The following is a 24820-nucleotide window of genomic DNA, read 5'->3' as shown; positions in this document are numbered from 1 at the left end:
CGCGTCTCGCCCTCACAACGCCCGCCATCCGATGTCGCGGCGGCAGAACCCCTCTGGCCAGTCGATCCCGTCGATCAGCGCATAGGCCCGCTGATGCGCCTCGGCCAGCGACGCCCCGCGCCCGGTGGCGGCCAGCACCCGCCCGCCTGACGCCACGATCCTGCCCTCGCGCTCGGCGGTGCCGGCATGGAACACCATGTGGAAACTGTCTTCGGGCAGCGCATCGAGGCCGCTGATCTCGCTGCCCTTGCGGTAATCGCCGGGATAGCCCTGTGCCGCCATCACCACGCTCAGCGCGTGATCCTCGGCCCAGTTCACCGCAAGCTGGTCAAGCCGCCCCTCGGCGCAGCCATGCAGCAGGTCGAGAAGCTGCGCCCCGAGCCTCATCATCAGGGCCTGGCATTCGGGATCGCCGAAGCGGACGTTATATTCGACCAGTCGCGCCCGCCCGCCCTCGATCATCAGCCCGGCATAGAGCACACCCTGAAACGGCGTGCCGCGCGACGCCATTTCGGCGACGGTGGGACGGATTATCTCATCCATCACGCGGGCCTGCAACGCATCGCTCAGCACGGGCGCGGGGGAATAGGCACCCATCCCGCCGGTATTCGGCCCGGTATCGCCCTCGCCCACGCGCTTATGGTCCTGCGCCGTGCCGATGGGCAGGCAATATTCGCCGTCGGACAGGACGAAAAAGCTGGCCTCTTCGCCCGACATGAATTCCTCGATCACCACCTCGGCCCCGGCCGCGCCGAATGCACCGTCAAAGATCATCTCCACCGCGTCGAGAGCCTGATCCAGCGTTTCCGCCACCACCACGCCCTTTCCCGCGGCCAGCCCGTCGGCCTTTACCACGATCGGCGCCCCCTGCCGGCGGATATAGTCCTTCGCCTCCCCGGCATCCGAGAACCGCGCCCAGGCCGCGGTCGGCGCGCCGCAGGCATCGCAGATTTCCTTGGTAAAGGCTTTCGACGCCTCGAGCTGTGCGGCAGCCTGCGAGGGCCCGAAGACGAGGATTCCCGCCGCGCGCAACGCATCCGATACCCCGGCCGCCAGCGGCGCCTCCGGGCCGATCACCACGAAGTCGATGGCGTTTTCCTGGGCGAATTCGGTCACCGCGGCGCGCGACAGAATATCCAGCGCCGCGCATTCCGCCAGATCCGCGATCCCGGCATTGCCCGGCGCGACAATCAACCGGTCGCATTTCGGGTTCTGCCGGATCGCCCAGGCCAGAGCGTGTTCCCGCCCGCCGCTGCCGAGAATGAGGATATTCATGCGCCGCACCCTGCCGTTATTTCTCGCAGATCTCTTAGGCAGAGCCCGGCCTCAGCGCAACCCGGCCTTACCGGTCGCAGCCCTGACCGCCGTTGCCCCGGTGAAGATCGTCAGCATCCGAGGCGACGACATGGACCGGCCCTCGCATATAGCCAGGCACGTTGCCGCTTCCGCCTGCGCGATCCACATCAGAGACGATGGGCGCGCAAGCCTCTTCGTAATTTCGACTGAAGTGCCGTCCGTTCGCGACAGATTGGTCCGAGCAGCAGCGTCCCGATGGCTGCGAGTCTGCGATGAAAATTGAAAAGCGGAGATCCGGACATGTTGATCTGTGCTGTGCCGTCTTATCGACCCCAGCACGCGGCTTCGTTCACCAATTCCGCTGCGGGCGATGAGATCCAGGCCCTGCCGACAGAGAATCCCGTTGCAGCCCGTGAATGGCTGCGGCAGTAGGAATATATGTCAGACCTGTTCGAAGACGACACCCCCGACGCCACCGGCCCCGGCAGCAACACCCCGCCGCTGAGCGTCTCGGAAATCTCGGGCGCGGTGAAGCGCGTGATCGAGGGCGAGTTCGGGCGGGTGCGGGTCCGCGGCGAGATCGGGCGGGTGTCGATGCCGCGCTCGGGCCATGTCTATTTCGACCTCAAGGACGACCGCGCGGTGATCGCCGCGGTCAGCTGGAAGGGCCAGGTCGCGCGGCTGAGCCAGAAACCCGAGGAAGGGCTCGAGGTGATCGCGACGGGCAAGCTCACCACGTTTGCCGGGCAGTCGAAATATCAGCTCATTGTCGACGATATCGAGCCTGCCGGGGCGGGTGCGCTGATGGCGATGCTGGAAAAACGCCGCAAGGCTCTGGCGGCAGAGGGGCTGTTCGATGCGGCGCGCAAGCAGGCGCTGCCGTTCCTGCCACGTGTGATCGGCGTGGTGACCTCGCCCTCCGGCGCGGTGATCCGCGATATTCTTCACCGTCTGCGCGACCGTTTTCCCAGCCACGTGCTGATCTGGCCGGTCGCCGTGCAGGGCGCGGCCAGTTCCGCCGAGGTTGCCGCCGCCATCCGCGGCTTCAACGCGCTGCCCCCGGATGGGCCGATCCCGCGCCCGGATCTGCTGATCGTCGCGCGGGGCGGCGGCAGCCTGGAGGATCTTTGGGGATTCAACGAGGAAATCGTGGTCCGCGCGGCGGCCGAAAGCGCCATCCCCCTGATCTCTGCGGTCGGGCATGAAACCGACACCACGCTGATCGATTTTGCCGCCGACCGCCGCGCGCCGACCCCGACCGCCGCCGCCGAGATCGCCGTGCCGGTGCGGCGCGAGCTGGGTCTGCAATTGCAGCAGGCGCGGCTCCGCATGGGTCAGGCCGTGGCCCAACGGCAGGAACGGATGGGGCAGCGTCTGGTCGATCTGGGGCGCGCGCTCGGCCGACCGCAAGCGCTGACCGACGGGGCGCGGCAGAGGCTGGATCTTCGCGGCGGCGCTCTGGAACCGGCGCTGCGCAATCTGGTGCATCGCCGCCGCGACCGGCTGGACGGGCGGCGGCTGACGCCCGCCATGCTGCGGCGGCAGACGGAGCGGGCGCAGAGCCAGCTCGACAGCGTGACGCGCCATATCGACATCACCGCGCGCGGCAGGAACACCACCCGAAGCGACCGGCTGGCCAATCTTCAGCAGCGTCTTGAAAACGGCCGAGGCCGGGTGTTCAGCGATGCCCGGCGCAAGACGTTCGAGGGCCGCGCACGGCTTGAACCGCTCGGCCAAAGACTGCGGGCGGCGTTCGACCGCAGCCTGTCCCGGCGCGACGAGGCGTTGCAGCGGCTTGACCGGATGCGGATCTCGCTCGGCCATAGCCAAACGCTCAAACGCGGCTTTGCCGTGATCCGCGACGCCGAGGGCGCCGTCGTCACCACCGCCGCGCAGGCCGCAGAACGCGACCGGCTGAAAATCGAGTTCGCCGATGGCGAGCTGCCGGTGCGCAGCGACCGCGACCCTCAGGGCTCGCTGTTCTGACCGTCCGGCGTCGGTTGCGATCCGCCCGACCTTCGGATTCGGACCGTTCCCCATGCGCCCCTTGCGCCCATGGCCATCGCGGGCGCAGAATGGTCGGGCGCGGAGGAAAGGACAGCCTATGGCCTATAAGACGATCCTCACCGTTCTGACCGCAGAGGGGCAGCAGGCCCAGCTAAACGCCGCGATAGCGATGGCACATCGCGAGGACGCGCATCTTGAGGTATTCTGTCTCGGCGTCGATCACGCGCAGACCGGATATTACTATGCGGGTGCCTCGGCCTATGTGTTCCAGGAAAATATCGACCGCTCGATGGAGGCGGCGCAGGCGCTCGAAGAGGCAGTGCGCGCGCGTCTCGCGACCGAAGATCTCCGCTGGTCGGCGGAAAGCGCGGTGGCGCAGTCGGGCGGGCTGACCACGCTGATTGGCATGCGGGCGCGGTTTTCCGATCTGGTCGTGCTGACCCGCCCCTATGGCGAGAGCGCCCCGCCCGATGCCGAGGCGGTGACCGAAGCGGCGCTGTTCGAAGGCTCGGCGCCGGTGCTGATCGTACCCGATACCGGCCTGCCCGCCGAGATCGGCCGCAAGGTGATGATCGGCTGGAGCCAGTCGGAAGAGGCGATGACCGCGGTGCGCCGCGCTCTGCCGCTGCTGAAGGCCGCCGAGCAGGTCGAGATCACCGTAATAGACCCCTCTCCGCACGGGCCGGAGCGCTCGGACCCCGGCGGCGCGCTCTGCCAGATGCTCAGCCGTCACGGGGTCAATTGCGAGATCGCGGTGCTGGCCCGCACCCTGCCCCAGACCAGCGACATCCTGTTCCACCGCGCGACGGAAATCGGCGCCGATCTGATGGTGATGGGCGCCTACAGCCATTCCCGCTTCCGCGAGGCGATCCTGGGCGGCACGACGCGCAGCATGCTGACCAAGACCACGCTGCCGGTGCTGATGGCGCGCTGAGGCGAGGCTGTTTGCCGCTGATCCAGAATTTCTTGCCGGACTTCAGAGCGATGGACGACCAGAGCTTCGCGATCAGACGAACTGCTCGCGCGTCAGCCGTTCTTCCAGCCCGTGACCGGGATCGAAGAGCAGCCGGTGGCGCACACTCTGTTCGGAACGGATCTCGACCGAGCGCACCGAATCCACGCCGCGCGAATCCGCATCGGCCATGACCGGTCGCTTCTCGGGCTCCAGCACGTCGAAGCGGACCACGGCGGCACGCGGCAGGATCGCCCCGCGCCAGCGTCGGGGGCGGAAGGCGGCAATGGCGGTGAGCGCCAGCACATCCGACCCGACCGGCAGGATCGGCCCGTTGGCGCTGTAATTATAGGCGGTCGACCCGGCAGGCGTGCAGAGCAGCGCCCCGTCGCAGACCAGCTCCTCCATCCGCACCCGGCCATTCACCGTAATGCGCAGCTTGGCGGCCTGCGGACCGGCGCGCAGCAGGCTGACCTCGTTGATGGCAAGCGCGGTATATTCGCGCCCATCCGCCGTCACCGCCGTCATCGCCAGAGGGTTTGTCACCGTCTCTTCGGCCTCGCGGATCCGCTGCGGCAGATCGTCATCGGCGAAATCGTTCATCAGGAACCCGATCGTGCCGCGATTCATCCCATAGACCGGCAAGCCGCGATTCTGATGCATCACACTGAGCATCAGCCCGTCCCCGCCGAGTGCGACGACGACATCGGCCTCGCGCCACGGGCTCTGGCCATAGCGTTCGGTCAGCATGACAAGCGCCTCGCGGGCGGTCTCGGTCTCACTGGCGACAAAATGCAGCTTCATGGCGCACATCATGGCGCGCCGCGGCGTCTTGTCCACCCGCAATCGCGCCCGAAGCCTCTTTGCCCGCTCGGAAAAACCGGCTACACCGCCTGCAAATCGAGCCGAAGGAGCTGCCCATGAACCGCGACCAATTCTTCACCGCCCCTCTCTCCGCCGCCGATCCAGAAATCGCCACCGCCATCGACAAGGAGCTTGGCCGCCAGCGCGACGAGATCGAACTGATCGCTTCGGAAAACATCGTCTCCCGCGCGGTGATCGAGGCGCAGGGCAGCGTGCTCACCAACAAATATGCCGAAGGCTATCCGGGCAAGCGCTATTACGGCGGCTGCGAATATGTCGACGTGGTCGAGACGCTGGCGATCGAGCGCGCCAAGGAGCTTTTCGGCGCCGGGTTCGCGAATGTGCAGCCCAATTCCGGCAGCCAGATGAACCAGGCCGTGTTTCTGGCCCTGCTGAAGCCGGGCGATACCTTCATGGGGCTGGACCTGAATTCGGGCGGCCACCTGACGCATGGTTCGCCGGTCAACATGTCGGGGAAATGGTTCAACGTGGTCAGCTATGGTGTGCGCGCGCAGGATCACCAGCTCGACATGGAAGAGGTCCGCGCCAAGGCACACGAGCATAAGCCCAAGCTGATCCTCGCCGGCGGCACCGCCTATAGCCGCAGCTGGGACTGGGCCGAGTTCCGCAAGATTGCCGACGAGGTCGGCGCCTGGCTGATGGTCGACATGGCCCATATCGCGGGTCTGGTGGCGGGCGGCGCCCATGCCTCTCCGGTGCCGCATGCCCATGTCGTCACATCGACCACCCATAAATCCCTGCGCGGTCCGCGTGGCGGGCTGATCCTGACCAATGACGCCGAGATCGCCAAAAAGGTGAACTCGGCCGTGTTCCCCGGCCTTCAGGGCGGCCCGCTGATGCATGTCATCGCCGCCAAGGCGGTCGCCTTCAACGAGGCGCTCGACCCGGCTTTCAAGGATTACGCAGCGCAGGTCGTGCGCAATGCGCAGGCGATGGCGGATGAGCTGATGAAGGGCGGCATCGACATCGTGTCTGGCGGGACCGACAACCATCTCTGCCTTGCCGATCTTCGGCCCAAGGGCGTGACCGGCAAGGCCGCCGAAGCCGCGCTTGGCCGCGCCAACATCACCTGCAACAAGAACGGCGTGCCGTTCGATCCTGAAAAACCCTTCGTCACTTCGGGCATCCGCCTGGGGGCGCCCGCAGGCACCACCCGCGGCTTCGGAGAAGATGAATTCCGCCAGATCGCCCGCTGGATCGTCGATGTGGTCGACGGGCTCGCCGCGAATGGCGACGAGGGCAATGCCGAGAACGAGGCGCGGGTGAAGGACGAAGTCAAGGCGCTCTGCGCGCGCTACCCGCTCTACGAGGGGATGTAACCGCCCCCGCCCCGGCCTCGCCAGCACATCCGGCACCGACACGGCGGTCCGCTTCGGCGGGCCGCTTTTTCATGTCTGCCACCTCTTCGTCGCACCCCATTGCCGACCCGTGACGACAACGATAGCCTTCCTGCAAACAATGTCAGGAGTCGATCATGGCCCAACCGCAAAGCTGGGAAAAACGCGCCGAGGAATACAGCTTCTACGGCTTCACCGACCTGCCGAGCGTGCATAAGCGCGGCACGGTCGTCGTCACCCATGGCGAAGGGCCCTATATCTTTGACACCAATGGCAAGCGCTATCTCGACGCCAATTCGGGCCTCTGGAACATGGTCGCGGGCTTCGACCACAAGGGGCTGATCGAGGCCGCCAAGGCGCAATATGACCGTTTCCCCGGCTATCACGCGTTTTTCGGCCGCATGTCGGATCAGACGGTCATGCTGTCGGAAAAGCTGGTCGAGGTCTCGCCATTTGATCGCGGCAAGGTGTTCTACACGAACTCCGGCTCGGAAGCCAATGATACCATGGTGAAAATGCTGTGGTTCCTGGGCGGCTCGGAAGGGTATCCGCAGAAGCGCAAGATCCTGACCCGCTGGAACTCCTATCACGGGGTGACGGCGGTGTCGGCCTCGATGACCGGCAAGCCCTATAATGAGGTGTTCGGCCTGCCGCTTGACGGGTTCATCCATCTCGGCAGCCCGCATTACTGGCGCTTCGGCGAAGAGGGCGAGAGCGAAGAGGACTTCACCGCCCGCCTCGCCCGTGAGTTAGAGGATGTCATCGCCCGCGAAGGTGACGACAGCATCGCCGGCTTCTTCGCCGAGCCGGTGATCGGCGCGGGCGGGGTGATCCCGCCCTCGAAGGGCTATTTCCAGGCCATCCAGAAGGTGCTGAAGAAGCACGGCATTCCGCTGATCGCGGATGAGGTGATCTGCGGCTTCGGGCGCACCGGGAACACCTGGGGCAGCCAGACCTATGATTTCATGCCCGACGCGATCATCTCGTCCAAGAACCTGACCGCGGGGATGTTTCCGATGGGGGCCGTGATCCTCGGCCCGGAGCTTGCCGACCGGCTGGATGCCGCCGTCGAGGCGATCGAGGAATTCCCGCATGGCTTCACCGCCTCCGGCCATCCGGTCGGCTCGGCCATCGCGCTCAAGGCGATCGACGTGGTGATGAATGAGGGGCTGGCCGACAACGTCAAGCGCCTCGCCCCGCGGATGGAGCAGGGCCTGCGCGAGATCATGGATCGCTCGGACCATATCGGAGAGCTGCGCGGCGTGGGTTACATGTGGGCGCTTGAAGCCTGTCTGGATCCGGCCAGCAAGACACCTTTCGCGGGCGACCTGTCGGTATCCGAGCGTATCGCCAATACCTGCACCGATATGGGGCTGATCTGCCGGCCTCTGGGTCAGTCCATCGTGCTCTGCCCGCCCTTCGTGCTGACCGAGGACCAGATGGACGAAATGTTCGAAAAGCTGGAGAAATCGCTGAACAAGGTCTTCTCGGAAGTCGCCTGATGGTCAGCCCGTCGTCGGGCCTTGCGCGACCTGTCCCCAAGTCCGCTGCGGCGTGGCAGGATTTCGGCGCGCGACCGTCCGGCGGCGTCAGTAAGACCAGGGACGCAGACCTGTCACCTGCCGCGTGGTGGTAAACCCTTCTGCCAGCGTCTCCCCGCGCCAGGAGACCGCTCCGGTGTCGCGCAGGCGCAGCGCATCGAAGACCAGGCAACCGCCGCTCAGCCCGCTCAGGTCCTGATCGGACAGGATGAGCCGCCCCGGCGCACAGATCTCTGCCGCGGCGCGGTCCGAGCCCTTGCCGGTCAGATGCCAGATCTCGGCCCCGCCCATCCGGGCCATGCGGCGTTTCACCTGTCCGGTCCAACCCGGCCGCGATGCGGCCTCGGCCTGCGTGGCGATGTCTCCGTCCTTCTCCAGCCATTCGCGCACGGTAAAGCTGCCGCCTTTCGGTTTTGACACCGCGCGGCCCTGTGACGTCATCAGCCCGACCGCGTCTCCGTCGCGCGAAATCAGCAGCGCGGGGCGGGGTGTGCTCAGCCATGACAGGGCGGCGGCGAGGATCATCGCCGCGCCCGCCAATTGCCGCGCATTACGCCAGGGGGGGCGATCATCGCGCGCGGAAAGCAGCGTCAGAAGCGCACCGAGCCCCATCAGCGGCAGCACCCACGGGCCGGGCTGCACGACATAGCTCACCGCACCGTCGAGCCCGGCGATCCAGGCCCCGACCGCCAGCATCCACTCGGTCCCGCGCCCCATCAGCCACAGCGCCGGCCCCTCCAGCCCCAGCGGCGCAAGCAGCGCCGCGACCGGCCCCATCGGCATGATCAGCACCCCCGTCACCGGCACCACGAGCAGATTGGCCAGCACGCCGTAATGCGCCATCCGGCTGAAATGCGCCGCAGCGATGGGCGAGGTTGCGAACCCGGCCACCACTGACGACAGCACAAGCATCGCCACCGGCCGCACAAGCCAGGGCAGCCGCCTGCCCCATCTCAGCCAGGGCGGATAGATCAGGATCAGCGCGACCGTGGCCGCGAAGCTCATCTGGAAGCCGGGCGTCAGCAGCGCTTCCGGGGCGAGGGCGAGGATCACCACCGCCGCCAGCGCCACGGTGCGCAGCGACAGCGCGCGGCGGTCGGCGAGGATCGCACCCAGCATCACCGCGACCATCAGAAAGGCCCGCTCGGTCGCGACACCGCCGCCGGAGAGCCACAGATAACCGCCCGCCGCGATGATCCCGCCAAGCGCGGCGATCTTATGCGCTGGCAGCGTGGTTCCGCGCTGTGTCACGGCCTGAACCGCCACCACGAGCAGTCGCAGCGCCGCATAGACGAAGCCCGCCAGCATCCCCATATGCAGCCCCGAGATCGAGATGATGTGGTAGAGATTGGAATCCCGCATCATCCGGTTCGTCGCTTCGGAAATGCCGCTACGGTCGCCCGTCATCAGCGCTGCGGCCACCGCACCTTCCTGCCCGCCGATCCGGTCCTGCATCGCGGCGGAGAGCCGCATCCGCAGCCGGTGCAGCCGCATCGCACCGCCGGGTTCGGGCGGCGCCGCGATCATCACCGGGGCGCGGGTATAGCCGATCGCGCCGAGCCGCTCGAACCAGGCGGCGCGGCGGAAGTCGAACCCGCCGGGCTCGGCCGGTCCGGGGGGCGGGCCGAGATGGCCGGTCAGCATCACCCGCGTTCCGGGCGGAGGTGTGGCACGAACCCCGTCCGGCAGCGACAGCCGTACGCGCAGCGGCAGGTTTTCGGGCGCAATGCGGCTGATCCTGACCTGGTCGAGCGTAAGCCTTAGACGGTCTCGCCCCGAGCGGTCGATCTCGATCACCCGGCCCTCGACCGGTCCGTAATAGCGGAATGTCAGCACAGGTGCCTCGACCCGAGCGGCACGCAGGCTTGTCAGGCCGAACCCCGAGGCGGCGAGCATCAGCGCAAATCCGAAAAGACGCAACGCCTGCGCGGCGCTGTCTTCCCGCCGCAGCCGCCAGAGCCAGAGCCCTATCGCGGCGCTCAGCACCGCCGCCACCGCAGCACCGGCCCGGGGCTGAGCGGGCAGCAGAAACCACAGCCCGATTCCGCAGCCCATCCAGCATGGCGCCCAGGGCATCAGCCCGGCCCGCGCCACGGCATCGCCCGCGGCATGCTGCCCCGCGGATGGCCTTGCCCCTTGCCGCGCAGCCCTGGTGATCGCGCCGTCGGCCATTGCATATGCCGCGCTTGCGGACGCCATTCTTGTCCTTTCCCGGACCCTTCGCTATCCCTCCGGGCAACGATAGATCGAAACTCTTTGACAAAGGGTTAAGGCGACTGCGCCCACCCTTCCCGACCGAAAGGCCCGCCATGTCCGACGCCGTCGTCACCCGCTTCGCCCCCTCGCCCACTGGCTATCTTCACATCGGCGGGGCCCGAACGGCCTTGTTCAACTGGCTCTATGCCCGCGCGCGCGGCGGCAGGTTCCTGCTTCGGATCGAGGACACCGATCGCGCCCGCTCCACCCCCGAGGCGACCGAGGCGATCCTTGACGGGCTGCGCTGGCTCGGGCTGGACTGGGATGGCGAGCCGGTCAGCCAGCACGCCCGCGCCGAGCGCCACGCCGAGATCGCCCGTGAGATGCTCGATAAAGGTCATGCCTATCGCTGCCATGCCACCCAGGAAGAGATCGCCGCCTGGCGCGAGGCCAATCCCAACCAGCCCTTCCAGTCGCCCTGGCGAGACCGCGAGGACCGGCCCGATACACCCTTCGTCATCCGGCTGAAAGCACCGCGAGACGGCGAGACGGTGATTGCAGATGCGGTGCAGGGCGATGTCACGGTGCGTAACGATCAGCTCGACGACATGGTGCTGCTGCGCAGCGACGGCTCGCCGACCTATATGCATGCGGTGGTCGTGGACGATCATGACATGGGCGTCACCCATATCATCAGAGGTGACGACCATCTGACCAATGCCGCGCGTCAGGCGCAGATCTATGACGCGATGGGCTGGGCTCGACCGGTTTTCGCCCATATTCCGCTGATCCACGGTGAAGACGGCAAGAAGCTGTCAAAGCGCCACGGCGCGGTCGGTCTGCATGAATATGCGGCGCTGGGCTATCCGGCCGCTGCGATGCGGAATTATCTTGCGCGCCTCGGCTGGTCGCATGGCGATGACGAGCTTTTCACCGATGCGCAGGCCCGCGAATGGTTCGATCTGACGGGAATCGGCAAGGCACCCGCGCGGCTCGATTTCAAGAAGCTGGAGCATGTCTCGGGCTGGCATATCGGGCAGATGGATGACGCGACGTTGCTGGCCGAGATCGCCGCCTTCCGCGGCGCAAGCGGCCAGACCGCACTGACCGAGACGCAGTTGCAGCGGATGAAACCGATCCTTCCGGTGTTGAAAGAAAAGGCAAAATCCCTTCCCGGCCTTCTCGATCAGGCGCATTTCGCCATGATCGAGCGCCCCGTGGAAGTCGATGAAAAGGCCGCGAAAAACCTCGATACGGTATCCCGTAGTATGCTGAAAGAATTGACTGCCGCAGTGCAGCATGCTACGTGGTCCCGAGACGAGTTGGAGCAAGCCGCGAAGACTGTCGCAGATTCTCACGGCCTCGGCCTTGGCAAGATTGCGGCGCCCTTGCGGGCTGCCCTGGCTGGGAAAACCTCTACCCCCAGCGTGTTCGACATGATGGTGGCGCTTGGACGCGACGAGGTCCTTGCGCGGCTGGAAGATCAAGCGGGCTGAGCCCGTGCCCATGCCCGGTGCGCGTCCGCGCAGCCGGCCCAAGCGAAGGAAATCGGAATGGCTGACAACAAACCTGCTGTCCTGTCTGTCTATGGCAAGGAGATCGAGCTGCCGGTCATGCAACCCACCGTCGGACCGGAGGTGCTGGATATCCGCAAGCTCTATGCTCAGGGCGACGTGTTTACCTATGATCCGGGCTTCACCTCGACCGCGTCCTGCGATTCGGCCATCACCTATATCGACGGCGACAAGGGCGAGCTGTGGTATCGCGGCTATCCGATCGAGCAGCTTGCGCAGGATTCGCATTATCTCGAGGTCTGCTATCTGCTGCTCTATGGCGAGCTGCCCGACGCCGCGCAGCTTGAGGATTTCGAGAAGCGCGTGACCCATCACACCATGGTTCACGAGCAGATGCACAATTTCTTCCGCGGATTCCGCCGCGACGCGCATCCGATGGCGACGATGGTGGGTGTGGTTGGCGCGATGTCGGCCTTCTACCACGATTCGACCGATATCGGCGATCCGTGGCAGCGCGAGGTGGCCTCGATCCGGCTCATCGCCAAGCTGCCGACCATTGCGGCGATGGCCTATAAATATTCGATCGGTCAGCCCTTCGTCTATCCGCGCAACGATCTCGATTACGCGTCGAACTTCCTGCATATGTGTTTTGCGGTTCCGGCGGCGCAATACGACGTCGATCCGGCGCTGGCCAAGGCGATGGACCGCATCTTCACGCTGCATGCCGATCACGAACAGAATGCCTCGACCTCGACGGTCCGCCTGGCTGGCTCGTCCGGGGCAAACCCGTTTGCCTGCATCGCGGCCGGCATTGCCTGTCTCTGGGGTCCGGCCCATGGCGGCGCCAACCAGGCCGCGCTGGAAATGCTTCAGGAAATCGGCACCGTCGATCAGATCCCGGAATATATCAAGCGCGCCAAGGACAAGGACGATCCCTTCCGGCTGATGGGCTTCGGTCACCGCGTCTATAAGAACTTCGACCCGCGCGCGAAGGTCATGAAGGAATCCGCCGACGAGGTTCTCGACCTGCTGGGAATCGAGAATAACGAAACGCTGAAAGTCGCCAAGGAGCTGGAAAAGATCGCGCTCGAAGACGAATATTTCGTCGAGCGGAAGCTGTATCCGAACGTGGATTTCTATTCCGGTATCATTCTTTCGGCGATGGGTTTCCCGACCGCGATGTTCACGCCGATCTTCGCGCTGTCGCGGACCGTGGGCTGGATATCGCAGTGGAAAGAGATGCTGTCCGACCCGCAGAACAAGATCGGCCGCCCGCGCCAGCTTTATGTGGGCGAGAACAAGCGCGACTATGTTCCGGTCGAAAAGCGCTGAGTCTCACCATCTCGAAAAATCGGCCCCGGAGCGTTCCGGGGCCGTTTTGCTGCGCCCGCATCATGTGATGTGCGCGATTGGCTGGGCCGGGCACGGCTATTCGCCAGCCTTCACCCGCAACATGAACGACATCGTCGAGCACCGGCTGCGCGCCGATCCCGAAACGCCGGTGGCGTTTACCAGCGGCGCTGACAGCATCTGCGCGCCCTGCCCGCATCGGCGCGGCGCGGGCTGCGATATGGGCGGCAAGATCGCAGCGCTTGACCGCCGCCATGCCGAGGCGCTCGATGTGCCCCCCGGCGCGCGGATGAGCTGGGGCGACGCGCAATCCCGCGCGATAGACCGGCTGCAGCCGGATGATCTCGACCGGCTCTGTGCGGGCTGCCAGTGGCTGGATTACGGGCTGTGCAAGGCAGCGCTGGCACGATTGCAGAAATGATGAACGCCGCCCCGGGGGGCGGCGTTTCGCATTCTGAGGTATCGCTGCCGGCTCAGCGGCGATCGAGCATCGACCAGCCCGCCTTGACAGCCATGGCAGCAATCGCGGCCTTCACGACGGCACCGATCAGGAACGGCACCATGCCTGCCATCATCGCGGCATGCCATTCCAGCCCGGTCACCAGCTTCAGCGCCGCGACGCCCGGCACGAACAGAAGCATGCCCGGCACGATGGCGGCGATGAACAGCTTGACAAAGCCGCGGTCGAAGCCGCGCTCGACCATGAAACCGGTCAACCAGGCCATGCCGACGAAGCCCCAGAGAAAGCCCGAGGTCGGCCCGAACAGCGGCGCCGGACCGGCAGAGGCATTCGCAAAGACCGGCAGCCCCATCGCGCCCTCGGCCAGATATGCGATCAGCGTCACAGCTGCGAGCCGCGAGCCATAGGTCAGGCCGATCAGCGAGATGGCCAGGGTCTGCAGCGTCATCGGCACCGGGAACATCGGCACCGAGATCTGCGCCGACAGCGCCAGCAGCACGGTGCCTGCAAGCACCATCAGCGTGTTGGTGGTCAGCGACCTGCTCGGCAGCGCGGCTTGCGAAAGTGTCATGGGACTGTCCCTATTCTTGAATTTGGATCATGCGCGATCATGCCGCATTGCGGCGGAAAGTCAATCAGAACCGCTCGCTTGCGCTTGCCGCGAGGCTGTGCAAAAGCGTCCCGCATGGATGAAAACACGCAGAAAATCGCTCTTGTGACGGGCGCCTCGCGGGGGCTTGGCGCGGCGATGGCGGAATGCCTCGGTGCCCGCGGTTGGCATGTCATCGCTGTGGCCCGCACCGCCGGAGGGCTGGAAGAGCTCGACGACCGCATCCGCGCCGAAGGCGGCCCGGCGGCGACGCTCGCGCCGATGGATGTGAACGAGGCTGCCGCAATGATGCAGCTCGCCGCAGCCGTGGCGCAGCGTTGGGGCGGGCTGGATCTCTGGGTGCACAGCGCCATCCATGCCGCGCCGCTGTCTCCCGCCGGGCATATCGACGCGAATGATTGGGCGAAATCGGTCCAGACGAATGCGACAGCCACGCAGAATCTGATCGGGCTGATCGGGCCGCTGCTGCAACTGCGTCAGGGATGCGCGATCATCCCGGACGATCCGCGCGGGGGCGAGCGGTTTTTCGGCGCCTATGGGGCCAGCAAGGCGGCGCAGATGGCGCTTGTCCAAAGCTGGCGTTCCGAATCCGAGCGGCTGGGACCGCGCGTGCTCACGCCCCGCCCGGCACCGATGCCCACCGCCACCCGCGCGCGGTTCTTTCCGGGAGAGGATCGGGAGTCGCTGTCATCCTGCCGTGCCGAGGCGGAAAAGATCCTCACCGGCGCGGGATACTGAGCGATGATCGGTGTCGCGGCGCTGCCGCGATGCCCTCAGACCTCCCAGTCCTCGTCATAGGTGGCCGCACCGATGGCCAGCCATTCTGCCCGCACCCGTGCCACCCGCGTATCACCCCATGTCTTGAAGACGATGGTGAAACCGTCCGGCGCGATCTCCGTCGCCTGGATATCGACGCGCTGGTTCTGCTGATTGTCGATGTCCCACATCGACAGCCCGATCTGCACGATCGGCGTGTCGCGGAAGCTTTCATCGAAGCGCACGGGCTGGCGGTGTTCGCGCGGGCCCTGCCCCGTCCACATCTCGCCGCCATCCTCGAAGGCCGAGAACAACATCTCCGAGCCGCGCTGAACGCCGACGGCGTGGGGTTCAAATCGCTTCATCCGCCTCCCCTTCACTTACGAGGTTTAAGCAACTGTCCCCAAAAGAAAAAGCCCCGAAGCGAGCCGGGGCTTTATAAATTTGTTAGCCGCTTGACGCTCAGTCAGGAACGGTCGAGCTGTTGGCGCTGAGCCCGATATGCGTGCCAAGCGCCTCCATATCGGCGAGCAGCTTGGCGGCGGCAGCCACGACTTCTTCGGCCCCGCTCTGCTGTTCCTTCTGCTCGGCCGCCTTCTTCTTGCGCTGCGCCGCGCGCATCATCTCGTCGAAAGCGTCCTGATCCATATCCTCGCGCTTGCGCCCGATTTCGGCCAGAAGTGAGATCGATTCGTTGTTGATCTCGGCGAAGCCGCCAGAGATCGCGAATTGATGCTCGGCACCCTGATCATCCACGACGGTGACCAGACCGGGGCGGAGGTTGACGATGGCGGGCGTGTGGCCCGGCATCGCCGACAGATCGCCATTCTCCCCCGGCAGGCGCACCTCGCGGACCGAGACGGACATCAGATTCCGCTCGGGTGCGACGAGGTCGAACTGCATGGTATCGGCCATGATGCCCCCTTACGCCGCTTCCGAAGCGAGTTTCTGAGCCTTGGCCTTCACATCCTCGATGCCGCCGACCATGTAGAAGGCCGATTCCGGCAGGTGATCGTATTCACCGGCCACGACCGCCTTGAACGAGGCGATGGTGTCTTCCAGCGGGACCTGAATCCCGTCCGAACCGGTGAAGACCTTCGCCACGTCGAAGGGCTGCGAGAGGAAACGCTGGATCTTCCGTGCGCGCGACACGGTCAGCTTGTCCTCTTCCGAAAGTTCATCCATGCCGAGAATGGCGATGATGTCCTGCAGCGACTTGTATTTCTGCAGGATGCCCTGAACGTCACGGGCCACCTGGTAATGTTCTTCGCCGACGACGCCCGGATCGAGGATCCGGCTGGTCGAGTCGAGCGGGTCCACCGCCGGGTAGATGCCCAGCTCCGAGATCGCGCGCGACAGCACGGTCGTGGCGTCAAGGTGGGCAAAGGTGGTGGCCGGAGCCGGGTCGGTGAGGTCATCGGCGGGAACGTAGACGGCCTGGATCGAGGTGATCGAGCCTGCCTTGGTCGAGGTGATGCGTTCCTGCATCGCGCCCATATCGGTGGCCAGCGTCGGCTGGTAACCCACGGCCGAAGGGATACGGCCCAGAAGCGCCGACACCTCGGACCCCGCCTGGGTGAAGCGGAAGATGTTGTCGACGAAGAACAGAACGTCGGTGCCGGTGGCATCGCGGAACTGTTCGGCCAGCGTCAGGCCGGTCAGCGCCACGCGCATCCGCGCGCCCGGAGGCTCGTTCATCTGGCCGTAGACCAGAGCCACCTGCGATTCCGCCAGATTGTCCGGCTTGATAACGCCCGATTCCACCATCTCGTGGTAAAGATCGTTACCCTCGCGCGTCCGTTCGCCAACGCCCGCGAACACCGAGTAACCCGAGTGCACCTTGGCGATGTTGTTGATCAGTTCCATGATCAGAACCGTCTTGCCCACGCCGGCGCCGCCGAACAGGCCGATCTTGCCGCCCTTGGAATAGGGGGCCAGCAGGTCGATGACCTTGATGCCGGTGACCAGAATCTCCGAGCTGGTCGCCTGCGCCGCGAAATCCGGGGCTGGCTGGTGAATGGCGCGGGTTTCGTCCGATTTGACCGGTTCGCCCTCGTCGACAGGTTCGCCGACCACGTTCAGGATGCGGCCGAGCGTCGCGTCGCCCACCGGCACCTGGATCGGCGCACCGGTATCGGAGACTTCGGTGCCGCGGACCAGACCTTCGGTCGCATCCATGGCGATCGTGCGCACGGTGTTCTCGCCCAGATGCTGAGCCACTTCCAGAACCAGACGCTTGCCGTTGTTCTCGGTTTCAAGCGCGTTCAGAATCGCCGGCAGATGTTCATCGAACTGCACGTCCACGACGGCGCCGATGACCTGTGTGATCTTACCTTTTCCCTTGGCCTCTGCCATGTGTTTCCCCTTTGCGGTCAGAGCGCCTCGGCGCCCGAGATAATTTCGATGAGTTCCTTGGTGATCGCGGCCTGACGCGAGCGGTTATACTCGGTCGTGAGCCTGTCGATCATGTCGCCCGCATTGCGCGTGGCGTTGTCCATGGCGGTCATGCGCGCGCCCTGCTCGGAGGCGGCGTTTTCCAGAAGCGCGGTGAAGATCTGCGTGGCGACAGCGCGCGGCAGCAGATCGGCGAGGATCGCCTCTTCGCCCGGCTCGTAGTCATATTCGGCAGAGACAGCGTTCTTTTCCTCGTCCTCGCCTTCCTCGATCACCGCAGGGATGATCTGGCGCGAGGTCGGGACCTGGCTGATGACCGACTCGAAGCGGTTGTAATACATTGTGGCCACGTCGAAATCGCCGGTCTCGAAGCGTTCCAGAACGTCATCCGCAATCTCGCGCGCATGTTCATAGCCGAGCTTCTTGATTTCGGACATGTCCACGTGATCGACGAAGAGCTTGCTGTATTCGCGCTTGAGCTGTTCGCGGCCCTTCTTGCCGACGGTGATGATCGTCACCTCCTTGCCCTCGCCGCGAAGCTTGTCGGCATGCTGGCGCGCCAGCTTGACGATGGACGAGTTGAACCCGCCAGCAAGCCCGCGTTCCGAGGTCAGAACGACCAGCAGATGACGCCTGTCCTCGCCGGTGCCGGCAAGCAGCTTCGGCGCGGTGTCCGAGTTGGCAGCCTTTTCGGCAAGCCCGGCCATGACCGCATTCATGCGGTCAGCATAGGGCCGCGCCGCCTGCGCCGCCTCTTCGGCGCGGCGCAGCTTGGCGGCGGCGACCATCTGCATGGCCTTGGTGATCTTGCGCGTCGACTTGACGCTGTTGATCCGGTTTTTCAGATCCTTGAGGCTGGGCATTTATCCCTCCTCTCAGGCGCGGGTTTTGTTATAGGCGTCCAGAGCGGCCTTGATCGAGTCTTCCAGATCACCGGCGACCTTGCGGTCATTCTTGGTGATGTCGTCAAGAAGATCCGATTTCTGGTTGCGCAGATACTGGATCAGCCCGTCTTCCCAGTCCACGACCTCGCCGACCGGAATGTCGTCGATATAGCCGTGCGTGCCGGCATAGATGACGATCACGATCTCGGCGTTGGTCAGCGGGCGGTATTGCGGCTGTTTCATCAGCTCGGTCAGGCGCGCGCCGCGGTTCAGCAGCTTCTGCGTCGCCGCGTCGAGATCCGAGCCGAACTGCGCGAAGGCCGCCATTTCGCGATACTGCGCCAGTTCCAGCTTGACCGGGCCGGCGACCGATTTCATCGCCTTGGTCTGCGCGGCCGAGCCGACGCGCGACACCGACAGACCGGTGTTCACGGCCGGGCGGATGCCCTGGAAGAACAGGTCGGTTTCCAGGAAGATCTGGCCGTCCGTGATCGAAATCACGTTGGTCGGGATATAGGCCGACACGTCGCCCGCCTGGGTCTCGATGATCGGCAGAGCGGTCAGCGAACCGCCGCCATAGTTTTCGTTCAGCTTCGCTGAACGCTCGAGCAGGCGGGAGTGCAGATAGAACACGTCGCCCGGATAGGCTTCGCGCCCCGGCGGGCGGCGCAGCAGCAGCGACATCTGGCGATAGGCCACGGCCTGCTTGGACAGGTCGTCATAGATGATCAGCGCATCCATGCCGTTATCGCGGAAATACTCGCCCATGGCGGTCGCCGAATAGGGCGCGAGATACTGCATCGGCGCGGGGTCCGAGGCGGTGGCGGCCACGACGATGGAATATTCCATCGCGCCGGTCTCTTCGAGCTTCTGCACAAGTTGCGCGACGGTCGAACGCTTCTGACCCACCGCAACATAGATGCAGTAGAGCGTCTTCATGCCGTCGTCTTCGCGGCCGTTATAGTTCTTCTGGTTCAGCATGGCGTCCAGCGCCACGGCGGTCTTGCCGGTCTGACGGTCGCCGATGATCAGCTCGCGCTGACCGCGCCCGACGGGGATCATGGCGTCCACCGATTTCAGGCCGGTCGCCATCGGCTCATGCACCGATTTCCGCGGCATGATGCCCGGCGCTTTCACATCGGCCACGGCCATGGTTGCGCCCTCGATCGGGCCCTTGCCGTCGATCGGATTGCCCAGACCATCGACCACGCGGCCAAGCAGCGCCTTGCCGGTCGGCACTTCCACGATGGAGTTGGTCCGCTTGACCGTGTCGCCTTCCTTGATGTCGCGGTCGTCGCCGAAGATCACGACGCCGACATTGTCGGATTCGAGGTTCAGCACCATCCCGCGGACGCCGCCGGGGAATTCCACCATCTCGCCGGCCTGCACCTTGTCGAGACCGTAAACGCGGGCAATCCCGTCACCGACCGACAGCACCTGGCCCACTTCGGCCACTTCGGCATCCTGACCGAAGTTCTTGATCTGATCCTTGAGGATCGCCGAAATTTCGGCAGCCTGGATTCCCATTATCCGACCTCTTTCATGACATTCTGAAGGGAAGCGAGCTTCGAGCGGATCGAGGTATCGATCATCTGCGAGCCCAGCTTGACAATCATGCCGCCGATGAGGCTCTCATCGACGCGCGTGTTCAGTTTGACCTTTTTGCCCGATTTCTCGGCCAGCGTGTCGGTCAGACGCTTTTTCTGTTCATCGCTCAGCTCGGTGGCGGACACCACATCGGCATTCACCTCGCCCCGCTCATCGGCGATCAGCGTTTTCAGCCGCGCGACGAATTGCGGCAGGGTGAACAGGCGGCGGTTCTGCGCCATCAGCGCGAGCGTGTTCGCAAGCGGTTTGTCCAGCCCCATCTTGTCCGCGACAGCCGCGATCCCGTCCGCCTGCTGACCACGGGTATAGACCGGCGACGAGATCATTTCGCGCAGCTCGGAACTGTCATCGAGCGCTGCGCCCAGCTCGTCCACCTGAGAAGCAAGCTGGTCCATCCCGCCGGCATCCCTGACGATATCGAACAGCGCCTGCGCATAGCGCCCGGCAATCGAAGCGGAAATCGAAGCGGAATTTGCCACGGTCATCCTTCCGGTTTGCGCGTAGCCCCGTCGGCAGGCCGTCCCTTCCAGGGCGGTCGGTCGCGGGGCGCGCGGGGTCTTGGGGCGGACCTCACCGGCCCGTTATCTCGCGCAGGTCTCTAGCAATTGTTTCCACCGCCCGCAACCGCCTTGCGAGAGGCCGTGACACGGTTTTGACATCAAGGCGCGGCAGCGGCGGCGCAGCCATGGCGAAGCTGCGCCGGAAGCGGCAGGATTCCCCGGTTTTTCGCGCCCGCAGCAAAAATCCGCGCTGAACGCCGCAATGCAGAATTTCCGTCGGATCGGCGCCGCTGCCCTTGTGTGGCGCGAGTTTCAGCCGCCCTGCCGGCCCGATCTGCCCTGCCCGGCACCGCCCGTCACCGGGCCGCGCGCCGGGCGCGGGCGGGCGATTCCCTCCAGCACGTCCAGCGGGCTCGGCACGGTCACGCGGCGCGCCGGTCCGGTCGGGGCGTGCACCTGCTTGGAAAACTCCGCCCAGATCACACCGGCCACCAGCACCGACGAGATCCGCGCGCCGACGCTTTCCCACCAGATTGCGCTGCGCAGCCAGAAACGGCGATCCGATGGCGGCACATAGATCGCCGCGCCGGAACGCTCGCTGACGAAGCCGGCCGCCTCTGCCTGACGCTCGAGCTGACCTGCCGTATAGCTGCGCCCAAAGCCGAACGGCGTGTTGTCGGTCCGCGCCCACAGCCCGGCACGATTGGGAACCATCACCACCATGCGCCCGCCCGGACCGAGCACGCGCGACGCCTCGGCCAGCAGTGCCGCCGGGTGATCCGAGGTCTCGAGCCCGTGCAGAATGACCAGCCGGTCGACGCTTCCCGTCTCGAGCGGCCATGCGGTTTCGTCGCAGAGCACGCTGTGATTGGCCATGCCCGCCGGCCACGCCATCACCCCCTGCGGCCCCGGCATCAGCCCGGTCACGCGCCGCGCATGGGCCAGGTAGGGCCGCAGCATGGGCACCGCGAACCCGTAACCCGCCACCGTCATGCCGGTGGTGCCCCGCGCTGGCCAGTTCGCCACAAGCCGGTCGCGAAGGATGCGCTGCGCCACGCGGCCGAGCGAGCGGGTATAGTAGAAGCGGCGCAGCTCGATGACGTCGTGATGCATGGGTCCGGGTTGCGGCGATGTGTGTTGCGGTCCAGACTGCCCGGAAACGACAGGAGGTTGCAATGTCCCAAGCCGAGATCGTCACCATCCGCTGCCTGACGGACAATTACGCCTATCTTCTGCGCGCGAATGGCCGCACGGCGCTGTTCGACGCGCCCGAGTCGGGCCCGATCCTCGCCATGCTGAAAGAGCGGGGCTGGCAGCTGGAACAGATTTTCCTGACCCATCACCATGACGACCATATCGGCGGGGTCGCAGCGCTGGTGTCGGAAACCGGCGCCCAGCTCATCGGCGCCGCAGCGGATGCGCATCGCCTGCCCGATCTGGATATCGCCGTCGAGCCGGGCGGCAGCTGCGAGGCAGCCGGGCTGACCGCGCATGTGCTGGATGTCTCGGGCCACACGGTCGGGCATGTGGCCTTTCATGTTCCCGACGCCAACGCGGCGTTCACCGGGGACAGCCTGATGGCATTGGGCTGCGGGCGGCTTTTCGAGGGCGATCCCGCAATGATGTGGGAGAGCCTTCAGCGGGTGAATGCGCTGCCCGGCGACACGCTGATCTGTTCGGGACATGACTACTGCGCTTCGAACGGGGCGTTCGCTCTTTCGGTCGATGAGAATAACGACGCGCTGCGCCGGCGCATCGAAGAGACCGCCGCGTCGGAGCGGCCCTGCGCGCCCGCGACGCTTGACGAAGAGCGCCGGACCAATCCCTTCCTGCGCGCCTCCGAACTGGCCGCCGGGCGTGACGCTGCCAGCCCGGCCGAGGCGTTCGCGACGCTTCGCCGCATGAAGGACAGTTTCTGAACCCGTCGCCGATGCCTTGAAACCGCGCAATTCCGCGCCCAAATCCTAACCAATCACGGAAGATTTCGCCCCTCTTGCCCAAAATTGACTTGAATCGCGGCGAAATCCACCAATCCTTAAACTGATGATGACAGTCTGTGCAGGTGGGCCGCCGGGTCCAAACCGCCGGACAGACTGACAGGAGACGCAAGTGCCCTCATTTTCGACCTCGCTGGAACAGGCTATCCACGCAGCGCTCGCGCTTGCCAATGAACGCCGGCATGAGCTCGCGACGCTTGAACATCTGTTGCTGTCGCTGACCGACGAACCCGATGCGGTCCGCGTGATGCGCGCCTGCAATGTCGATCTCGCCGATTTGCGGCAGAGCTTGAATGATTTCATCGACGACGATCTTTCAACCCTTGTGACCGATATCGACGGCTCGGAAGCCGTGCCGACCGCTGCATTTCAGCGGGTCATCCAGCGTGCCGCGATCCATGTGCAGTCCTCGGGCCGGGCCGAGGTGACGGGCGCGAATGTGCTTGTCGCCATCTTTGCCGAGCGCGAATCGCACGCCGCCTATTTCCTCCAGGAACTGGACATGACGCGCTACGATGCGGTGAATTTCATCGCCCATGGCGTCGCCAAGAATCCCGATTTCAACGAAGCCCGCCCGGTAACCGGGGCCGAGCAGAACCAGGAAGAGGAACCGCAGCCCCAGGCGCAGAAGGAAGAGACGGCGCTGGAAAAATACTGCGTGGATCTGAACGCGAAAGCCATCAAGGGCGATGTCGACCCGCTGATCGGCCGCGACTCCGAGATTGAGCGTTGCATTCAGGTGCTCTGCCGCCGTCGCAAGAACAACCCGCTTCTCGTGGGCGATTCCGGCGTGGGCAAGACCGCCATCGCCGAAGGTCTCGCCAAGAAGATTGTCGAGGGTGAGACCCCTGACGTGCTCGCCGGCTCGACGATCTATTCGCTCGATATGGGCGCCTTGCTGGCCGGCACGCGTTATCGCGGCGACTTCGAAGAGCGGTTGAAGGCGGTGGTGAAGGAACTCGAAAACCACGACGATGCGATCCTGTTCATCGACGAGATCCATACGGTGATCGGCGCAGGCGCGACCTCGGGCGGGGCGATGGATGCCTCGAACCTGCTGAAACCCGCGCTCGCCGGCGGCAAGCTGCGCTGCATGGGTTCGACCACCTACAAGGAGTTCCGTCAGCATTTCGAAAAGGACCGTGCCCTGTCGCGGCGCTTCCAGAAGATCGACGTGAACGAGCCCTCGGTGCCGGATTCGATCAAGATCCTTATGGGTCTCAAGCCGCATTTCGAATCGCATCACGAGCTGCGCTATACCAATGAGGCGATCAAGACAGCGGTGGAACTCGCCAGCCGTTACATCAACGACCGCAAGCTGCCCGACAGCGCCATCGACGTGATCGACGAGGCCGGGGCCGCGCAGCATCTTGTCGCGGAATCCAAGCGCCGCAAGACGATCTCACCGAAAGAGATCGAGGCGGTGGTGGCCAAGATCGCGCGCATCCCGCCGAAAAAGGTCAGCAAGGACGACGCCGAGGTGCTCCGCGATCTGGACACCACGCTGAAGCGGGTCGTGTTCGGTCAGGACACCGCCATCGACGCGCTGTCCTCTGCGATCAAGCTGGCCCGCGCGGGTCTGCGCGAACCGGAAAAGCCGATCGGCAACTATCTGTTTGCAGGCCCCACCGGCGTCGGCAAGACCGAGGTCGCGAAACAGCTCGCCGATACGCTCGGGGTCGAGCTGCTGCGTTTCGACATGTCCGAGTATATGGAGAAACATGCGGTCAGCCGCCTGATCGGCGCGCCTCCGGGCTATGTCGGCTTCGATCAGGGCGGGCTTCTGACCGATGGTGTGGACCAGCATCCGCATTGCGTGCTGCTGCTCGACGAGATCGAAAAGGCGCATCCGGATGTCTATAACATCCTGTTGCAGGTCATGGATCACGGCAAGCTGACCGACCATAACGGCCGGACGGTGGATTTCCGCAATGTCGTGTTGATCATGACCTCGAATGCGGGGGCCGCGGATCTTGCGAAGGCCGCCATCGGCTTTGGCCGCGACCGCCGCGAGGGTGAGGATACCGAGGCGATCGAAAAGACCTTCACGCCGGAATTCCGCAACCGTCTCGACGCGGTGATCAGCTTTGCGCCCCTGTCACGCGAGGTGATCGTGCAGGTGGTCGAGAAATTCGTGCTGCAACTGGAAGCGCAGCTGATGGACCGCAATGTCCATATCGAGCTGACCCCGGCTGCGGCGAACTGGCTGGCCGAGCGGGGCTATGACGACAAGATGGGCGCGCGCCCGCTGGGTCGGGTCATCCAGGAATCGATCAAGAAGCCCCTCGCCGAGGAGCTGCTGTTCGGGCGGCTTCAGAAAGGCGGTGTGGTCAAGGTCCGGATCGAGAATGACAAGCCGGTCTTTGAGATCTCCGGCCCCGATGCCCCGCGCATCGGCGGCAAGAACAACACGCCGCTGCTGACGGCGGATTGAACGGCACGGCCCTCGGGACGCAGTGGCAAGCACAGCATGGGCCGCCGCGATCTCTCGCGGCGGCCTTTCTTAATTGGCTGGACACCGGACCATCTGGCA

At 65.1% G+C, this 24820-nt stretch carries 21 protein-coding genes; 10 read left to right on the top strand and 11 right to left on the bottom strand.

What is annotated here, in order from left to right; translation table 11 throughout:
* Positions 1-12: 12 nt before the first annotated feature.
* A complete protein-coding gene (gene purD, locus PAF18_RS04625; protein ID WP_271117449.1) occupies positions 13-1275 on the bottom strand; it encodes a phosphoribosylamine--glycine ligase in 1263 nt (420 codons plus the stop codon).
* A 459-nt stretch (positions 1276-1734) separates the two neighbouring features.
* Here purD and xseA point away from each other — a divergent pair, with 459 nt between their 5' ends.
* The gene (gene xseA, locus PAF18_RS04620; protein ID WP_271117448.1) at positions 1735-3282 is read left to right on the top strand and encodes an exodeoxyribonuclease VII large subunit; all 1548 of its coding nucleotides are present in this window, start codon (positions 1735-1737) and stop codon (positions 3280-3282) included.
* Between the two features lie 118 nt (positions 3283-3400).
* Complete coding sequence (locus tag PAF18_RS04615; RefSeq protein WP_271117447.1) at positions 3401-4237, top strand: universal stress protein; 837 nt, start codon at positions 3401-3403, stop codon at positions 4235-4237.
* Between the two features lie 72 nt (positions 4238-4309).
* Here the strand turns inward: PAF18_RS04615 and PAF18_RS04610 are convergent, their stop codons facing one another.
* Positions 4310-5068, bottom strand: coding sequence for an NAD kinase (locus PAF18_RS04610; protein WP_271117446.1), 759 nt, complete (start codon positions 5066-5068; stop codon positions 4310-4312).
* 107 nt (positions 5069-5175) lie between these two features.
* Here PAF18_RS04610 and glyA point away from each other — a divergent pair, with 107 nt between their 5' ends.
* Complete coding sequence (gene glyA / locus PAF18_RS04605) at positions 5176-6459, top strand: serine hydroxymethyltransferase (protein WP_271117445.1); 1284 nt, start codon at positions 5176-5178, stop codon at positions 6457-6459.
* Between the two features lie 155 nt (positions 6460-6614).
* On the top strand, positions 6615-7979 hold the full coding sequence (locus PAF18_RS04600) for an aminotransferase (RefSeq protein WP_271117444.1): 1365 nt from the start codon (positions 6615-6617) through the stop codon (positions 7977-7979).
* Between the two features lie 87 nt (positions 7980-8066).
* Here PAF18_RS04600 and PAF18_RS04595 read toward each other — a convergent pair whose 3' ends face one another.
* On the bottom strand, positions 8067-10190 hold the full coding sequence (locus tag PAF18_RS04595; protein ID WP_271117443.1) for a ComEC/Rec2 family competence protein: 2124 nt from the start codon (positions 10188-10190) through the stop codon (positions 8067-8069).
* Between the two features lie 137 nt (positions 10191-10327).
* On the opposite strand from PAF18_RS04595, the gene gltX reads away from it, so the two are divergent.
* Genes gltX through PAF18_RS04580 form a run of 3 tightly spaced genes read left to right on the top strand, consistent with a single transcriptional unit; the run spans position 10328 to position 13499 of the window.
* A complete protein-coding gene (gene gltX, locus PAF18_RS04590) occupies positions 10328-11710 on the top strand; it encodes a glutamate--tRNA ligase (protein ID WP_271117442.1) in 1383 nt (460 codons plus the stop codon).
* A gap of 57 nt (positions 11711-11767) precedes the next feature.
* A complete protein-coding gene (gene gltA, locus PAF18_RS04585) occupies positions 11768-13060 on the top strand; it encodes a citrate synthase (protein ID WP_271117441.1) in 1293 nt (430 codons plus the stop codon).
* 46 nt (positions 13061-13106) lie between these two features.
* On the top strand, positions 13107-13499 hold the full coding sequence (locus PAF18_RS04580) for a DUF1284 domain-containing protein (RefSeq protein WP_271117440.1): 393 nt from the start codon (positions 13107-13109) through the stop codon (positions 13497-13499).
* A gap of 52 nt (positions 13500-13551) precedes the next feature.
* Here PAF18_RS04580 and PAF18_RS04575 read toward each other — a convergent pair whose 3' ends face one another.
* Complete coding sequence (locus PAF18_RS04575) at positions 13552-14109, bottom strand: biotin transporter BioY (protein WP_271117439.1); 558 nt, start codon at positions 14107-14109, stop codon at positions 13552-13554.
* Positions 14110-14223: 114 nt separating this feature from the next.
* On the opposite strand from PAF18_RS04575, the gene PAF18_RS04570 reads away from it, so the two are divergent.
* Positions 14224-14886 (top strand): SDR family NAD(P)-dependent oxidoreductase, encoded by a 663-nt coding sequence (locus PAF18_RS04570; RefSeq protein WP_271117438.1) that lies wholly within the window; start codon positions 14224-14226, stop codon positions 14884-14886.
* A gap of 35 nt (positions 14887-14921) precedes the next feature.
* On the opposite strand, the gene PAF18_RS04565 is transcribed toward PAF18_RS04570, so the two are convergent.
* The 7 genes from PAF18_RS04565 to PAF18_RS04535 form a co-directional block, all read right to left on the bottom strand.
* Positions 14922-15269 (bottom strand): H-type lectin domain-containing protein, encoded by a 348-nt coding sequence (locus PAF18_RS04565; protein ID WP_271117437.1) that lies wholly within the window; start codon positions 15267-15269, stop codon positions 14922-14924.
* Positions 15270-15366: 97 nt separating this feature from the next.
* Positions 15367-15819, bottom strand: a complete 453-nt coding sequence (gene atpC, locus PAF18_RS04560) for an ATP synthase F1 subunit epsilon (RefSeq protein ID WP_271117436.1) — start codon at positions 15817-15819, stop codon at positions 15367-15369.
* Positions 15820-15828: 9 nt separating this feature from the next.
* The gene (gene atpD / locus PAF18_RS04555) at positions 15829-17259 is read right to left on the bottom strand and encodes a F0F1 ATP synthase subunit beta (protein ID WP_271117435.1); all 1431 of its coding nucleotides are present in this window, start codon (positions 17257-17259) and stop codon (positions 15829-15831) included.
* A gap of 17 nt (positions 17260-17276) precedes the next feature.
* Complete coding sequence (locus tag PAF18_RS04550; protein ID WP_271117434.1) at positions 17277-18161, bottom strand: F0F1 ATP synthase subunit gamma; 885 nt, start codon at positions 18159-18161, stop codon at positions 17277-17279.
* A gap of 12 nt (positions 18162-18173) precedes the next feature.
* Positions 18174-19709, bottom strand: coding sequence for a F0F1 ATP synthase subunit alpha (gene atpA, locus PAF18_RS04545; RefSeq protein WP_271117433.1), 1536 nt, complete (start codon positions 19707-19709; stop codon positions 18174-18176).
* Positions 19709-20275 (bottom strand): F0F1 ATP synthase subunit delta, encoded by a 567-nt coding sequence (locus tag PAF18_RS04540; protein ID WP_271117432.1) that lies wholly within the window; start codon positions 20273-20275, stop codon positions 19709-19711. Before PAF18_RS04540 ends, atpA begins: the two co-directional genes overlap by 1 nt.
* 327 nt (positions 20276-20602) lie before the next feature.
* On the bottom strand, positions 20603-21403 hold the full coding sequence (locus tag PAF18_RS04535) for a class I SAM-dependent methyltransferase (RefSeq protein ID WP_271117431.1): 801 nt from the start codon (positions 21401-21403) through the stop codon (positions 20603-20605).
* Positions 21404-21465: 62 nt separating this feature from the next.
* Here PAF18_RS04535 and gloB point away from each other — a divergent pair, with 62 nt between their 5' ends.
* Together gloB and clpA are read left to right on the top strand one after the other, a co-directional pair.
* Positions 21466-22209 carry a hydroxyacylglutathione hydrolase gene (gloB, locus tag PAF18_RS04530; protein WP_271117430.1) on the top strand — a complete coding sequence of 248 codons (744 nt, stop codon included), beginning with the start codon at positions 21466-21468 and terminating at the stop codon, positions 22207-22209.
* A 190-nt stretch (positions 22210-22399) separates the two neighbouring features.
* Complete coding sequence (gene clpA, locus PAF18_RS04525; RefSeq protein ID WP_271117429.1) at positions 22400-24721, top strand: ATP-dependent Clp protease ATP-binding subunit ClpA; 2322 nt, start codon at positions 22400-22402, stop codon at positions 24719-24721.
* Positions 24722-24820 lie beyond the last annotated feature (99 nt).

This window comes from Paracoccus sediminicola (assembly GCF_027912835.1).
Classification (GTDB): Bacteria; Pseudomonadota; Alphaproteobacteria; order Rhodobacterales; family Rhodobacteraceae; genus Paracoccus; species Paracoccus sediminicola.
The sequence above is the reverse complement of the archived record's forward strand: the minus strand, read 5'-3'. Positions and strand labels throughout refer to the sequence as shown.

Excerpts from the sequence above, each read along its gene's own strand:
- PAF18_RS04535 (WP_271117431.1), bottom strand. The coding sequence starts at position 21,403 with ATGCATCACGACGTCATCGAGCTGCGCCGCTTCTACTATACCCGCTCG.
- purD (WP_271117449.1), bottom strand. The coding sequence starts at position 1,275 with ATGAATATCCTCATTCTCGGCAGCGGCGGGCGGGAACACGCTCTGGCC.
- PAF18_RS04570 (WP_271117438.1), top strand. The coding sequence starts at position 14,224 with ATGGATGAAAACACGCAGAAAATCGCTCTTGTGACGGGCGCCTCGCGG.
- xseA (WP_271117448.1), top strand. The coding sequence starts at position 1,735 with ATGTCAGACCTGTTCGAAGACGACACCCCCGACGCCACCGGCCCCGGC.
- PAF18_RS04575 (WP_271117439.1), bottom strand. The coding sequence starts at position 14,109 with ATGACACTTTCGCAAGCCGCGCTGCCGAGCAGGTCGCTGACCACCAAC.
- atpA (WP_271117433.1), bottom strand. The coding sequence starts at position 19,709 with ATGGGAATCCAGGCTGCCGAAATTTCGGCGATCCTCAAGGATCAGATC.
- gltA (WP_271117441.1), top strand. The coding sequence starts at position 11,768 with ATGGCTGACAACAAACCTGCTGTCCTGTCTGTCTATGGCAAGGAGATC.
- PAF18_RS04615 (WP_271117447.1), top strand. The coding sequence starts at position 3,401 with ATGGCCTATAAGACGATCCTCACCGTTCTGACCGCAGAGGGGCAGCAG.
- atpC (WP_271117436.1), bottom strand. The coding sequence starts at position 15,819 with ATGGCCGATACCATGCAGTTCGACCTCGTCGCACCCGAGCGGAATCTG.
- PAF18_RS04540 (WP_271117432.1), bottom strand. The coding sequence starts at position 20,275 with ATGACCGTGGCAAATTCCGCTTCGATTTCCGCTTCGATTGCCGGGCGC.
- PAF18_RS04600 (WP_271117444.1), top strand. The coding sequence starts at position 6,615 with ATGGCCCAACCGCAAAGCTGGGAAAAACGCGCCGAGGAATACAGCTTC.
- PAF18_RS04595 (WP_271117443.1), bottom strand. The coding sequence starts at position 10,190 with ATGGCCGACGGCGCGATCACCAGGGCTGCGCGGCAAGGGGCAAGGCCA.
- PAF18_RS04565 (WP_271117437.1), bottom strand. The coding sequence starts at position 15,269 with ATGAAGCGATTTGAACCCCACGCCGTCGGCGTTCAGCGCGGCTCGGAG.
- gltX (WP_271117442.1), top strand. The coding sequence starts at position 10,328 with ATGTCCGACGCCGTCGTCACCCGCTTCGCCCCCTCGCCCACTGGCTAT.
- gloB (WP_271117430.1), top strand. The coding sequence starts at position 21,466 with ATGTCCCAAGCCGAGATCGTCACCATCCGCTGCCTGACGGACAATTAC.
- PAF18_RS04550 (WP_271117434.1), bottom strand. The coding sequence starts at position 18,161 with ATGCCCAGCCTCAAGGATCTGAAAAACCGGATCAACAGCGTCAAGTCG.
- glyA (WP_271117445.1), top strand. The coding sequence starts at position 5,176 with ATGAACCGCGACCAATTCTTCACCGCCCCTCTCTCCGCCGCCGATCCA.
- atpD (WP_271117435.1), bottom strand. The coding sequence starts at position 17,259 with ATGGCAGAGGCCAAGGGAAAAGGTAAGATCACACAGGTCATCGGCGCC.
- PAF18_RS04610 (WP_271117446.1), bottom strand. The coding sequence starts at position 5,068 with ATGTGCGCCATGAAGCTGCATTTTGTCGCCAGTGAGACCGAGACCGCC.